The following is a 13,532-nucleotide window of genomic DNA, read 5'->3' on the forward strand; positions in this document are numbered from 1 at the left end:
GCCGGAGCTAGACAATAGAAAAACGAAGTCCGGTGCCGTAAGACCAGAACTGGACAGTAAATGTGAATGAAGATTATCTAGTTTTGAAGGAATAAAAAGTATTGACTTTTATAAAGAAAGTTGATACTATATAACATGTCCTTTGAAATTGAATGTTTGGTGGCGATGGCGAAGAGGATACACCCGTTCCCATTCCGAACACGGAAGTTAAGCTCTTCAGCGCCGATGGTAGTTGGGGGCCTCCCCCTGCGAGAGTAGGACGTTGCCAAGCATTCGCCTTCATTCCACAGTAGCTCAGCGGTAGAGCAATCGGCTGTTAACCGATTGGTCGCAGGTTCGAACCCTGCCTGTGGAGCCATGGAGAGCTGTCCGAGTGGTCGAAGGAGCACGATTGGAAATCGTGTAGACGGTTAACGCTGTCTCGAGGGTTCGAATCCCTCGCTCTCCGCCACTGTTGACATATATCTTTTGGCCCGTTGGTCAAGTGGTTAAGACACCGCCCTTTCACGGCGGTAACACGGGTTCGAATCCCGTACGGGTCATTTTAATGGAGGATTAGCTCAGCTGGGAGAGCACCTGCCTTACAAGCAGGGGGTCGGCGGTTCGATCCCGTCATCCTCCACCATAAGGACTTACAAAATATTATTATCGCGGGGTGGAGCAGTCCGGTAGCTCGTCGGGCTCATAACCCGAAGGTCGCAGGTTCAAATCCTGTCCCCGCAACCAAAATACATAAAGCGGTTCCGTGGTGTAGTGGTTAACATGCCTGCCTGTCACGCAGGAGATCGCGGGTTCGATCCCCGTCGGAACCGCCATGAAAAATTGGCTCGATAGCTCAGTCGGTAGAGCAGAGGACTGAAAATCCTCGTGTCGGCGGTTCGATTCCGTCTCGAGCCACCATATTTGAGCCGGCTTAGCTCAATTGGTAGAGCAACTGACTTGTAATCAGTAGGTTGGGGGTTCAAGTCCTCTAGCCGGCACCAGACGGAGGGGTAGCGAAGTGGCTAAACGCGGCGGACTGTAAATCCGCTCCCTGTGGGTTCGGCGGTTCGAATCCGTCCCCCTCCACCATTTAAATTAGGGGCATAGTTTAATGGTAGAACAGAGGTCTCCAAAACCTCCAGTGTGGGTTCGATTCCTACTGCCCCTGCCAGTAGGTAAAATGGCGACTGTGGCGAAGTGGTTAACGCACCGGATTGTGGCTCCGGCATTCGTGGGTTCGATTCCCATCAGTCGCCCTTTCTTTTATAAAATAAATTAAATTTTGTTCATTAAATATATAGTTTTATGAATGGGCTATAGCCAAGCGGTAAGGCAACGGACTTTGACTCCGTCATGCGCTGGTTCGAATCCAGCTAGCCCAGCCATTTTATCCCTAAAATTGCGGAAGTAGTTCAGTGGTAGAACACCACCTTGCCAAGGTGGGGGTCGCGGGTTCGAACCCCGTCTTCCGCTCCATGGCGGCATAGCCAAGTGGTAAGGCAGAGGTCTGCAAAACCTTTATCACCGGTTCGAATCCGGTTGCCGCCTCCACAACAATAGGATTATTTTTAATGCCGGGGTGGCGGAACTGGCAGACGCACAGGACTTAAAATCCTGCGGTAGGTGACTACCGTACCGGTTCGATTCCGGTCCTCGGCACCATTAAAATTAAATCATATTACACGCCGGTGTGGCGGAACTGGCAGACGCGCACGACTCAAAATCGTGTTCCCAAAAGGAGTGTGGGTTCGACTCCCACCACCGGCACTTTAAAAAGGATTCTCACAAAAGTGGGAATCCTTTTTTGCATTGGAATGGATCTTGTCTATCAAGGTGAGAGTCTGAAGTTGTTTAAGGCCGAAATCAAACAGGCTCTATACAATGTGGTGGTCATGCTTATCATATCAAGGACTTTGACAATAAAAAAAATTGATAAAAAATAACACCTTCTACTCTCTCTTTGATAATCTAAAGTTGCGACACAAAAGAATACAAAGGGAGAGAAGATAGGTGTATAACTATTCACCAAATTTCTTTATTACAGAAATATTTTTTCAATTTTTATACTGATTAATAATTAATTTCTTATAAAACATTTAAATAGCAGGAAAAGGTGACGGACACTTTCCAACATTAGAAAATTGCCTTTAAATTCCAATTTATTTGATAATTAATTACTCTGCTTTTTGAATCTCAGCCTTTGATTGTGGAACAGCTGCAAACTTTTTTGTCCTATGATCGTTAGCAACGTTGGAAACCGTTACTTTTTCCTCCCAAACTGCTTTTAAAGTTGTGTATACCATAATGGTCATCATTATGAAAAATGGAAAAGCAACGGCTGTGGCAACCGTTTGTACAGCTGTAACTCCTCCACTAATTAATAAAACAACAGCTGAAGCTGAAATGATTAAACCCCAAATTATTTTTAATTTGTTAGAAGGATTAAGATCTCCATTTCCACTATACATTGCTAATACAAAGGTCGAAGAATCAGCAGATGTAATAAAGAAGCTACAAATTAATAAAATACCAATAAAGCTTAGTAGGTCAGTGAAAGGGAAATATTCAAAAAATGAAAATAGTGCTACTGTGATATCGTTATTTATTGCATTTACTAATGCAGTTTGTCCTAAATCATGTATGATATGAAGGGCTGATCCCCCCATAACTGCAAACCACAAAAATGTAAAAATTGATGGAATTATTAATACTCCAACAAGGAATTCTCTAATTGTTCTTCCTTTTGAAATTCTAGCAATAAATGTTCCAACAAATGGCGCCCAGGTACTCCACCACGCCCAATAAAATATAGTCCAAGTAGCTATCCAATTATCTTCAGAAAAAGTTTCTAATCGTAGGCTCATTGGTACAATATCTCGTAAATATTCTCCAGCAGAATTGACGAAAATTCGCATGATTTGGGAGGTTGGACCGAGAAATAATATTAATAACATTAGAGCAAATGCAACAATCATATTAATATTTGATAAACGTTTAAGACCACGATTGAGCCCTGAGTAGGCAGAGCTTATAAAGATGGCAGTTACAATAGTTATAATAATAATTTGTGTGGTCAGTGTGTTAGAAACTCCCCACACTGTATTTAGACCTGCATTTAATTGCAAAGTTGTAATGCCTAGAACTGTTGATACTCCAATTGCAGTCATGAAAGTAATATATATATCTATTGTTTTACCAACTGTTCCATAAATTCTATCTTTTAGTATTGGATAAAAAATTGAACTTACTAAACCAGGTAGTTTTTTTCTAAATTGAAAGTAGGCAAGACCTAAAGCCACCAAAGCATATATTGCCCATGCATTGAGTCCCCAATGAAAATAAACAAATTTCATTGATGTATTTGCAGCTTGATCAGTAGAACCTTCTCCTATTGGTGGTGTAATATAATGCAAAACAGGTTCAGCAACTCCCCAAAATACTAAACCACAACCCATGGCAGCACTGTACAACATAGCAAACCATGATCCTCTACTAAATTCAGGCTGATCAGTATCCATCCCTAGTTTTATATCCCCATATTTTGAAAATATCAAATAAATACATAAAAGGAGAAATAAAAATCCCGCTAATAAATAAAACCAGCCAAAATCTTTAGTAGTAAATTCTAAGATAGATGAAAAAAATTTATTTAACCACTCATTGTAAAATATACCCAAAAAAATGAAAAGCAAGGTAATAGCCATTGAGCCCACAGCAATACTATTCTTTTTGTTAATCATTGTTTTCCCTCCATTACATTTTGATTAGGTGATATAATAATTATTCTTTTTTGGTCTGTAAAAAGATTACTTCTCTCGATAAAGAAGATCACATCCTTTCCCATTTATTTATTCTTTTAGTAGTTAACAAAAATGGCTATTTTACAATAAAAAAACGCTTACAAAGAAAAATTCTGAACACAGTCTAATATTAAAAAATCGCGATTTTTTATTTATCATGTTCAGTTAATAATATTATGATAGTGATTTTATTATAAAATTTCACAATAGACAATATATAATTTTCAAAATTTTAAATACTTTTTAAATAATAAAATTTAAAAAGCGTCATGATAAGAGGTTGTATTAAACATAATCATAGTATTTATTTTAAAAAATATAAAATTATTAAAAAATTTTTGAAAAGGGGGTTGCTTAATAAATTGTGACATGCTAACATACATTCATGAAAATCGTGATAATTAAAAAATCATGATTTTTACAAATAATTATGAAAGGGTGAATTATGTATCAATGACTATTCAAACGGAATCAAAAATCTATCTAAACTATATAAACGGATCTTGGGTGTCATCATCAGATGAACAAGTTTACGCAAGTGTAAATCCTGCAAACAAAAATGATATTGTTGGTTATTTACCAAAATCAACAATAAATGAACTTAATGAAGCGGTCTCATCGGCTAAAAAAGCTTTTAAATTATGGAGAAAGTTATCTAGTGCTGATAGAGGGGAATATCTTTATAAAGTTGCTGCTATATTAGAAAAAAGAGTAGATGAAATAGCCGAAACAATAACACGTGAAATGGGTAAAACTTTACCTGAAGCAAAAGGAGAGACAATCCGTGCTATAAATATTCTTCGATATTATGCTGGGGAAGGACTTCGGAAAATTGGGGATCTTATTCCATCTACTGATCAAGAGGCTCTAATGTTTACAACTCGTACACCATTAGGAGTAGTCGGGATCATTACACCATGGAATTTTCCAATTGCTATTCCAGTTTGGAAGATGGCTCCAGCTCTCGTTTATGGAAATACTGTTGTCTTAAAACCAGCAGGGGAAACTTCTGTAACTGCAATTAAATTGATAGAGTGTTTTCATGAAGCAGGGTTTCCGGCAGGAGTTGTAAATGTTGTAACTGGCTCTGGAAGTGTTATTGGTCAAGGAATTATTGATCATCCTGATATAAATGGTATCACATTCACTGGATCTGATACGGTTGGAAAAAGAGTGGGACAGGGAGCATTTGCACGTGGGGCAAAATACCAATTAGAAATGGGAGGAAAAAACCCTGTTATTGTTGCTGCTGATGCAGACCTTGATTTAGCTGTAGATGCGACTATTAATGGTGGTTTGCGTTCCACTGGCCAAAAATGTACTGCAACGAGCAGAGTGATTGTTGTTAGTGAAGTGTACGAAGAATTTAAGAAGAAATTAATAAAAAAAATTAAGGAAATAAAAGTAGGGAATGGACTAGAAAAGGATACTTGGATGGGACCATGTGCAAGTGAAGATCAGCTTAATACCATTTTATCTTATATAGAAAAAGGTATAAAGGAAGGAGCAACACTCCTTTATGGAGGACAAAGGTTAGATGAGGGTGCCCTTAAACACGGATTTTTTGTTCAGCCAACTGTTTTTGAAAATGTTAAGCCGCATATGACCATTGCTCAGGAAGAAATTTTCGGACCAGTTTTAGCTTTAATAAAGGTAAATACGTTGGAGGAGGCAATTGAAGTTGCGAATGATGTGAAATATGGTTTGAGCGCATCCATTTTTACCAAAAATATAGGAAATATGCTTTCATTTATCCAAGATATCGAAGCAGGGCTAGTTCGTGTGAATGCAGAGAGTGCAGGAGTAGAGCTACAAGCTCCATTCGGCGGTATGAAACAATCTAGCTCACACTCAAGGGAGCAAGGACAGGCAGCTATTGAATTCTTTACTTCTATTAAGACTGTTTTAGTAAGGCCATAAAATCTATGAATGTTAGAAATTTTTGTTGGATCTGTTGTTATTTAAGGAGATTGATGAAATGTCCAAGGGCATTATTGGTTGTCTTTGCTTATTACTAGCAGCAGGAATGTGGGGAGGGATGTACGTTGTTAGTAAGTACGTACTAGAGTATATTTCACCTTTTGTCCTTCTATGGTTTCGTTACATCCTAGCTTTTGCAGTTTTGTGGTTGTTTTGGACTTTAAAGGATAAACAAATGGTAGAAAAAAAAGATATGCCTTTTATTATTTGGTTAGGATTTACTGGTTATATAGTTTCAAATGGTTGCGGTTTTATCGGTACCCACCTATCAAATGCACATATTGGTGCGCTGATCTCTTCCTCCTCACCAGTTTTTACACTTATTTTAGCGTATTTGCTGAATAAAGAGTTACTATCTTGGAGGAAAATCCTTTCTATTATTTTAGCAACATGTGGTTTATTCTTAGTAGTTGGATTAGAAGAGGGAGAAAGAAGTGGAAGTTTTTTTGGTAATTTACTTTTAATCATAGGTGCCGTATCTTGGGCTTTATATTGTGTGAATATTAAAAAAATTAATAGAAAATATTCTACATTAACAATTACCACTTTTTCGACTGGAATAGCTCTTTTATTAGTAACTCCAGTTATGCTCTTAGACATAGAAAAACAAGATCTTATTAACTTAAAAGACATTCAAATTCAAGCAGGCATCTTATATCTAGGTATAATTGCTACAACTGCAGCTTTTTATTTATGGAATAAAGGAATGGAATTGATGGAAGCAGGAATAGGATCAATCTTTTACTTCTTTGCTCCAGTTATTGGTGGTCTGCTTGGTTTTATATTTTTAGGAGAAAAAATCTCTAATAGTTTTATTTTTGGTGGATTACTAATATTTATAGGAACATTTCTTCCTTTTCTAAACAAATCTAATATTTATATACGAAGTGATGGTTTATAAGAAATACAGAATGTGGGTATACAAAAATAAAATGTAATAAGTGTTTATAAAGCAATGTCTGTGGGCAAATTCATGCAGTTAGATAATCTTGATTAATATATTATCTTGAAATAACCATTATAAGGAGGTGAGGAAAATGAAAACTATTTTATGAATGAGTTTTTAAATTAAATTTGATTGCATTAAGATTTCATAATAATACCATATGGAAGTCTAAAATATTTATGCGGAGTATAAGTTTATAAAAAATACAGAATGATAGTATATAGGAAAAATGTAATGGGATAGGCATCTATAATGAAAGAATTCGATGACATTCCATCTCTATAGGTAAATTCATGCTATTAAATAATCATGATTATATTTTAAACACGATTATAAAAAATAATTAGAGGTGAGGAAAAATGGAAACTATTTTAAAAGAAAATGAGGTACCTAAGAAAAACTTGACAGGGTTAATTGATTGTGATGTCCATCCATACTTAGAGGATTTCAATGAATTAATCCCATATTTAGAAGAAGGTATTCAACGCCATATGAATATCGGAAAATTTGAAAAAAAATGGCTAACTAATATGAATGCTGGTGCTTTTACATTTCCGAAATCTCGATATGCAAACCCAAACCATGTTCTTCGTTTAGATGCTATCACACCTAATGGAGGTGTTCCTGGATCTGATCCAGTTTTTGCAGCAAAAGATTTATTGGATCGTCATAATCATACATTTGCAATTTTAAATATTGGTCATGGTACAATGGCTGGTTATCATAATGTTGACATTGCTGCTGGGTATACATCAGCATCAAACGATTGGCTCTATGACCGCTGGGTAAAGAGTGATCCTCGTTATAAAATGACCATGTCAGTGACACCGCTTGCACCGGATTTAGCTATTAAGGAAATTGAACGTATTGGAGATAAACCGGGAATTGTTGGAATTAATTTACAGAATATTAATATTCCGCTCGGGAAAAGGCATTTTTGGCCGCTTTATGAAGTTGCCCAGGAATATAACCTTCCAATCGTTTTACATCCGGATTGCGAAGGAACTTCAGAGTATTCCCCTCCTGGTGCTGTAGGGCCAGCTTCAACGTATGCGGAGTGGCATACATCGTTAACGACAATTGGCCAAAGGCAAATTATGAGTCTTGTTTGCGAGGGAGTGTTTGAAAAGTTTCCTAATTTAAAATTCTGCTTTATCGAATATGGCTTTTCTTGGCTGCCATCAGTTATGTGGAGACTTGATAAAAACTGGAAGGCGCTTCGCAGTGAAATTCCATGGGTTAAAGAATTACCAAGTGAGTATATCAGAAGAAATGTTCGTTTAGGAACTCAACCAATTGAAGAATCTTTCCATCCAAAAGATATAGTTGACCTAATCAAAATGGTGAAAGCAGAAGACATGCTGTTATTTGCTAGTGATTACCCTCACTGGGATGGAGATGAGAGTGACAGGGCTTTCTTACACTTCCCGGAAGATTTAAAACATAAGATTTTTTATGAGAATGCTAAGAATTCATATCGACTTTAATCGTATTTGGTTAAATCAATAATAAAAAGGAGGAATTCAGATGGATGCTATACAAAAAAGAACATTAAATAGCATAGTAGTATGTCCAACTGAAGAGTTAGGACCAGGGCAAAGGAAATTAGTAATTGTTGACGGATTAGAAATTGCCATCGTTAATGTTGAGGGAAATCTTTATGCTTTTCGAAATCGTTGCCCACACCAAGGTGTAGAAATGGGTTATGGAAGTATAGGTGGTACCCTACTTCCATCTGAGCCAGGAGAATATAAATACGGTTGTGATAACCAAATTATAAGCTGTCCATTACATGGTTGGGAATTTGAAGTGTCAACAGGGAAATCTTTACATAATCCTGAAAAGGTTTCCATTGGCAGCTATGATGTTCAGGAAGAGGATGGTTCTATTGTTCTAAAAATTAATAGAGAGCCTAAAAATGTAAGTGTTAGAAACTTCAATTGCTCTCATTAAAAAGTTAAATTGCTAGACTAACAAAAAAAGAATTTTCTAAATTAACAATATTTTAGGAGGAAGGGATTATGAAAAATTCAACCATAGGCTTAGTCACATTAATAAAGGCGCAGGATATTGAATTTAGTCCACTTGGTATTGAGGCTGAAGTTCAGGAAATAGCTTTAGCAGTTAATCCATACTCCGAAACTATGGGAGGTGGAATTTGTAGAATGAAAGAATGCAACTTTGATTGGCAGCTTAGATATGACGAAATCATCTTTGTTCAATCAGGCAGTATGTATATTGGTCATAATGGTAAAAAAATTGAAGCTGCTCAAGGTGATATTTTCTTTATGAAAGAAGGAGCTAAGATTACGTACGGTACTGATACTGAAGTAGAATTTTTCTTTTCTACCTATCCGGTTGATTGGAAGAAATCTAAAAAAGATATTGTATATGAACAAACAGGAGAGGATTTAGTAACCTTGATTAAAGGGGAACAAATTGAATATAGTCCATTAGGTATTGAGTGTCAAAATGGAAAAATAGCTCCTGTCTTAAATAAAATTTCCACTAATATGGGTGGAGGTATTTGTCGCATGAAAAAATGTAATTTTGATTGGCAGATTAAGTATGATGAAATGATTTATGTTTCGAAGGGAAGCATGTATATTACCCATCATGGAGAAAAAATTGAAGCCAAACAAGGTGACATTTACTTTATGAAAAACGGAGCGGAAATTACCTATGGAACAGATGAGGAAGTAGAGTTTTATTTTACTTTGTATCCAGTAAATTGGAGAGAGTTGCAAAAATAGTTTTAAAGAAAGATAGGAGCCCATCGATCATAGATGGGCTCGTTAAAAATATTTTTATATGTGAGGTGAAAAAGGTAGATGGATGCTGTTATATGCTACCTTCCATTGAAAAATGGACAAAGTTTTACTGAAGAAACATGGGGATTAGTGGAAATAGCAAAGTCCATTGCTCCTAATAACGTTAAATTAATAGGTTTTGTAGTCTATTCAAGTTTACCTAGGAATCAACTTGAGCAATTACCATTTGATGAAGTTTATTATGCAAATGTTGAATATGATAAATGGAAAGTATCCGACTACCATTTCCAGGCTTTTCGAAGGATGCAAGCTAGATTAAATTTTCAAAAAGAAGTTTATTTATTTTCATCAAATCCACTTTATCTAGATGTTGCATTAAAAGCTGCTGTGCAATCTGAAATTCCAATAATTACAAATGCTATGGAGATTACTTATGAAAATAAACATTTAACAGTTAAGCGAGAAATTTATAAAGCGAAAGCTAATGAATTTTGTACTTTTTTAGAAGATAAAAAGCAAATGATTTCGATAGAACAAGAGAATTTATATGGAAAACAATCGTTTGGAAAACCTTACATTATAGAGGAAATAAAAGTAATGTATGATCAAAGCCCTATCAAGTTCATATCTGAGCATCAGTTAGATTGGAAAGAATTGAAAATAACAGAAGCAAAATCCGTTATAGGCATTGGAAGAGGAGTATACGGAGGAGTTGCTTTTGATTCGATATTACAGCTTGCTGAAATTTTAAATGCCCCTATTGGAGGAAGTAAAGTTGCTGATGAATTGGGATTAATCCCAAGAGAAAAACGCATTGGTGCAAGTGGATCAACTATTGAAGCGGATATTTATGTTGCAATCGGAATTTCTGGATCTTCTCAACATTTAGAAGGGATTAAAGGAGTAAAGTATGTTGTCGCAATAAACAATGATCCATCTGCACCGATTTTTAAGCGATGTGACATTGGTATAGTTGGTGATTTTAACGAAGTGGTCCCAAAACTCGTGCAATCTCTTTTACAAGAAAGGCAGAGTGAAGAAAATAATGAATATTTGCATATTAGTTAAACCTATAATTGATTCAAATTCTGTTAAGTGGGATTATCAAAATCAAAAATTTTCGTACCTAAGCTATACCTTCAATTCTGCTGATCTCCTTGCTTTGCAATGGGCTTGTGATTATAAGAGAAAAAATGGTGCTACTATTACCGTCATTGTTGCAGTCGATTCTAAAATGGAAATAGATGAAAAAGGATTACTTAAATATGATTTGGATCACTGTATTATTCTAAAGCAACCAAGACTAAAGGAACAAAGAAATGAAAGTGCAAGATTGCTAGCAATGGAAATAAGAAAACGACCATTTGATGTTATATTAAGTGGTTCTGTTAGCGAGGATGAAAACTTAGGAATAACACCGACAATGGTTGCAGAGCTATTACAGATCCCTTCTATAACCAATATACATCAAATAGAAGTTGAAACTGAAAAAGTTTGGAAGGTATATCGGAGTGTAGAACGAGGGATTGTTCAATTATACAAAGTAAAATTACCAGCTTTGATAGGAGTAGTTCATTCATTAGGAAGAAGACGTTACATTCCACGATATAGCAATTCTATTAATGTTAAGAAACATATAGTAATCAGGGAATTAAAAGATACAATTCAAGACACAAAGGTAAAAATATTGAAAGTTTCTGAGCCGAAACCGAATATACGTTATTTCGATATTCCAAATGGCAGTCTTTCAACTGAGCAGCGGTTGCTAAAAATTATGGGTATTGCTCAGGATAAAAAAGAACAGTCTAGCTTGAAGGTTGCTACAGATGTCAATGAAAAAACGATTCATTTCCTTACGCAAAAGTTACAAAAATGGTTAAAGGAGGGTTAGCGAATGCAAACCATACAACGTGATACATTTTGGATGATTTCTACGAACTATAAATTGACTTTGTATATTCTAGCAGCTATTGCTATTGGATTTTTTATTTATGGATTCTATCGTCGTTACCGTTTATGGAAAAGAGGAGTCAGGGAAAAAGTTAGATGGAATGATGTAAAAGCTAATATTGGCTTTTTTTATAAAATGGTAATTGAACAAAAGAAAATAAAAAGGGATCCCCTATATGGATGGATGCATCGATTTACTAGTTACGGATTTGTGATTTTATTCATCGGTACAGTATTGGTAATGATTGATTATGATTTTAAAATACCGTTGTTAAAAGGGAAATTTTATCTTTATTATGAGCTAATTTTAGATATTTTTGGTGTGTTTTTTATAATTGGTTTATTGATTGCTATGATAGTTCGTGTCCTAAAAAAAAGAGAAAGACTAAGAAATGGTTTAGTAGACCAAGCTTTTCTTATACTGCTCCTACTTATCGGAATTGGGGGATATATAATAGAAGGAATTCGGTTAACTGAAGCGGAAAATAGCTATGCCCAATGGTCAATTGTGGGTTATGCACTTTCAGGTTTATTCCAAGGGAGTTCCTTTTTTAGTATTGAATACTATCCCATTTGGTGGCTGAGCCATAGTATATTAGCATTTATTCTTATTGCTATTATCCCATATACAAAATTATTGCATTTTTTAACTGCACCTATCAATATACTTTTTCAACCGGTGAAACGAACTGGAAAAATTAATACACCGTATAATTTGGAAGAGATGTCCGAAGAAGAACGCTATGAGTCTTTAAAAATTAAAGGTGTGACAAAAATTTCAGATTTTACAAATTGGCAGTTACTCAGTACAGATGCTTGTACGGAGTGTGGCCGTTGCGATAGTCAATGTCCAGCCAATAATAGTGGGAAACCACTAGCACCAAGGTCGATCGTGATGAAAATCCGTGACCATATGCAAAATGATGAAGAAGTGCTTTCTTTCATTGGGCCTGAGGAACTTCAATCTTGTACAACGTGTGGGGCCTGTGTGGAAGTATGTCCGGTATCAATTAATCATATTGATTTAATTTTATCAATGAGGCGAGGTTTAATTCAAAATCAAATAATCGATCAGGAAGCTGAAAATACACTGGTTCATCTTGAGGAACAACATAATATTTTTGGAAAACCATGGTCAGACCGTGAAAATTGGAGTAAGGGTTTGAATGTTCCAGTAATAGAAAATGTAGAAAAAAATAAAGAGAAAGAAGGAGCTTAGCAATGGAAGTATTATTTTGGGTTGGCTGTGCTGCAGCGTATGATACAAGATTACAATCAATAGCTAGGGCATTCTCAGATATTTTGATTAAAGCAAATGTCGATTTTGCAATTTTAGGTACAAAAGAACGCTGTACTGGTGATATTGCTCGTCGTATGGGTGATGAAGCCTTATTTCAAGAATTGGCTCACCATAATATTAAAACCCTCAAGGAAAACAACGTGACATCTATTGTAACAACATGTCCCCATTGTTTCAATATGTTTAAAAACGAATACCCAGCGTTTGGTGGGGACTTTGAAGTTACACATTATACAACTTTTATCTATAACTTAATCCGTGATGGGCGTTTAAAATTACCTGAGAAACAAAAACGAGAAATTGTAACTTATCATGACCCATGTTATCTCGGAAGACAAAATGGAATCTTCGATGCCCCAAGGGATATATTAGAAATGCTAGGATATGAGATTGTCGAAATGGAACGAAGTAGGGAAAAATCGTTTTGTTGCGGAGCTGGTGGAGGGGCTATGTTTGAAACAATCCAAAGAGGGGAGAAAATAAATACTCTTCGAGGAGAGGAAGCTGTGAAAACAGGTGCATGTACTATGATGACTTCCTGTCCTTTCTGCCTTGTTATGATGGAAGAGGCAATTGGTTCTTTAAACCAAACAAAAGGTACTAATATGGCTACAAGAGATATAGCTGAAATCGTAAACGACTTAGTGGAAAGCAGCAGTAAATAGGAAGGATTTTTCCTATAATGATGAAATTAGAGGTTTAAACAAATAAGTCTTTTTGGTATAAGGCAACGCTGTCTTTTGCATCCATAAAATATCACGTTAATTATCAAAATAGAGCCTGATGAGAAATTTTTTGAAAAC

Annotated in this window: 10 protein-coding genes, 16 tRNA genes and 1 rRNA gene; 26 read left to right on the plus strand and 1 reads right to left on the minus strand. The window is 35.8% G+C overall.

The features are described 5' to 3' along the window. The first annotated feature begins 155 nt into the window (after window positions 1–155). The 17 genes from rrf (at window position 156) to HR057_RS08755 (ending at window position 1,749) form a co-directional block, all read left to right on the plus strand. Window positions 156–271 (plus strand): 5S ribosomal RNA (gene rrf / locus HR057_RS08675). A 12-nt stretch (window positions 272–283) separates the two neighbouring features. Beyond that, window positions 284–358: transfer RNA gene (locus HR057_RS08680), tRNA-Asn, on the plus strand. Window position 359: 1 nt separating this feature from the next. Beyond that, a tRNA-Ser gene (locus HR057_RS08685) sits at window positions 360–451 on the plus strand. 19 nt (window positions 452–470) lie between these two features. After that, a tRNA-Glu gene (locus HR057_RS08690) sits at window positions 471–542 on the plus strand. 7 nt (window positions 543–549) lie between these two features. Further along, window positions 550–625 (plus strand) — tRNA-Val (locus tag HR057_RS08695). A 24-nt stretch (window positions 626–649) separates the two neighbouring features. Continuing rightward, window positions 650–726: transfer RNA gene (locus HR057_RS08700), tRNA-Met, on the plus strand. A 13-nt stretch (window positions 727–739) separates the two neighbouring features. Then, window positions 740–815 (plus strand) — tRNA-Asp (locus tag HR057_RS08705). Window positions 816–824: 9 nt separating this feature from the next. Next, a tRNA-Phe gene (locus HR057_RS08710) sits at window positions 825–900 on the plus strand. A 7-nt stretch (window positions 901–907) separates the two neighbouring features. Beyond that, window positions 908–983: transfer RNA gene (locus tag HR057_RS08715), tRNA-Thr, on the plus strand. Between the two features lie 3 nt (window positions 984–986). Next, window positions 987–1,071: transfer RNA gene (locus HR057_RS08720), tRNA-Tyr, on the plus strand. Between the two features lie 8 nt (window positions 1,072–1,079). Then, window positions 1,080–1,153 (plus strand) — tRNA-Trp (locus HR057_RS08725). Between the two features lie 12 nt (window positions 1,154–1,165). Next, window positions 1,166–1,238, plus strand: a tRNA-His gene (locus tag HR057_RS08730). A 54-nt stretch (window positions 1,239–1,292) separates the two neighbouring features. Continuing rightward, window positions 1,293–1,367: transfer RNA gene (locus HR057_RS08735), tRNA-Gln, on the plus strand. 16 nt (window positions 1,368–1,383) lie between these two features. Beyond that, window positions 1,384–1,458 (plus strand) — tRNA-Gly (locus HR057_RS08740). Between the two features lies 1 nt (window position 1,459). Continuing rightward, window positions 1,460–1,533 (plus strand) — tRNA-Cys (locus tag HR057_RS08745). Window positions 1,534–1,555: 22 nt separating this feature from the next. Next, a tRNA-Leu gene (locus HR057_RS08750) sits at window positions 1,556–1,644 on the plus strand. Window positions 1,645–1,666: 22 nt separating this feature from the next. Then, window positions 1,667–1,749 (plus strand) — tRNA-Leu (locus HR057_RS08755). 407 nt (window positions 1,750–2,156) lie between these two features. On the opposite strand, the gene HR057_RS08760 is transcribed toward HR057_RS08755, so the two are convergent. Further along, window positions 2,157–3,722, minus strand: a complete 1,566-nt coding sequence (locus HR057_RS08760) for a BCCT family transporter (protein WP_173731049.1) — start codon at window positions 3,720–3,722, stop codon at window positions 2,157–2,159. 513 nt (window positions 3,723–4,235) lie between these two features. Here HR057_RS08760 and gucD point away from each other — a divergent pair. From gucD to HR057_RS08805, 9 genes are all read left to right on the plus strand, one after another. Next, a complete protein-coding gene (gene gucD, locus HR057_RS08765; protein ID WP_173731050.1) occupies window positions 4,236–5,702 on the plus strand; it encodes an alpha-ketoglutaric semialdehyde dehydrogenase GucD in 1,467 nt (488 codons plus the stop codon). Between the two features lie 58 nt (window positions 5,703–5,760). Next, window positions 5,761–6,663 (plus strand): DMT family transporter, encoded by a 903-nt coding sequence (locus tag HR057_RS08770; protein WP_173731051.1) that lies wholly within the window; start codon window positions 5,761–5,763, stop codon window positions 6,661–6,663. Between the two features lie 404 nt (window positions 6,664–7,067). Next, complete coding sequence (locus tag HR057_RS08775; protein WP_173731052.1) at window positions 7,068–8,195, plus strand: amidohydrolase family protein; 1,128 nt, start codon at window positions 7,068–7,070, stop codon at window positions 8,193–8,195. A 40-nt stretch (window positions 8,196–8,235) separates the two neighbouring features. After that, complete coding sequence (locus HR057_RS08780; RefSeq protein WP_173731053.1) at window positions 8,236–8,661, plus strand: Rieske (2Fe-2S) protein; 426 nt, start codon at window positions 8,236–8,238, stop codon at window positions 8,659–8,661. 68 nt (window positions 8,662–8,729) lie between these two features. Then, on the plus strand, window positions 8,730–9,461 hold the full coding sequence (locus HR057_RS08785) for a cupin domain-containing protein (protein WP_173731054.1): 732 nt from the start codon (window positions 8,730–8,732) through the stop codon (window positions 9,459–9,461). A gap of 78 nt (window positions 9,462–9,539) precedes the next feature. Then, a complete protein-coding gene (locus HR057_RS08790; RefSeq protein WP_173731055.1) occupies window positions 9,540–10,547 on the plus strand; it encodes an electron transfer flavoprotein subunit alpha/FixB family protein in 1,008 nt (335 codons plus the stop codon). Next, complete coding sequence (locus HR057_RS08795) at window positions 10,525–11,370, plus strand: hypothetical protein (protein ID WP_173731056.1); 846 nt, start codon at window positions 10,525–10,527, stop codon at window positions 11,368–11,370. Before HR057_RS08790 ends, HR057_RS08795 begins: the two co-directional genes overlap by 23 nt. 3 nt (window positions 11,371–11,373) lie before the next feature. Continuing rightward, on the plus strand, window positions 11,374–12,648 hold the full coding sequence (locus tag HR057_RS08800) for a (Fe-S)-binding protein (RefSeq protein ID WP_173731057.1): 1,275 nt from the start codon (window positions 11,374–11,376) through the stop codon (window positions 12,646–12,648). A 2-nt stretch (window positions 12,649–12,650) separates the two neighbouring features. Beyond that, entirely contained in the window at window positions 12,651–13,394 is a 744-nt protein-coding gene (locus HR057_RS08805; protein WP_173731058.1) for a (Fe-S)-binding protein, read from the plus strand. Window positions 13,395–13,532: the final 138 nt, after the last annotated feature.

This window comes from Calidifontibacillus erzurumensis (assembly GCF_013303125.1).
In the GTDB taxonomy this organism is placed as follows: Bacteria; Bacillota; Bacilli; order Bacillales; family Bacillaceae_J; genus Calidifontibacillus; species Calidifontibacillus erzurumensis.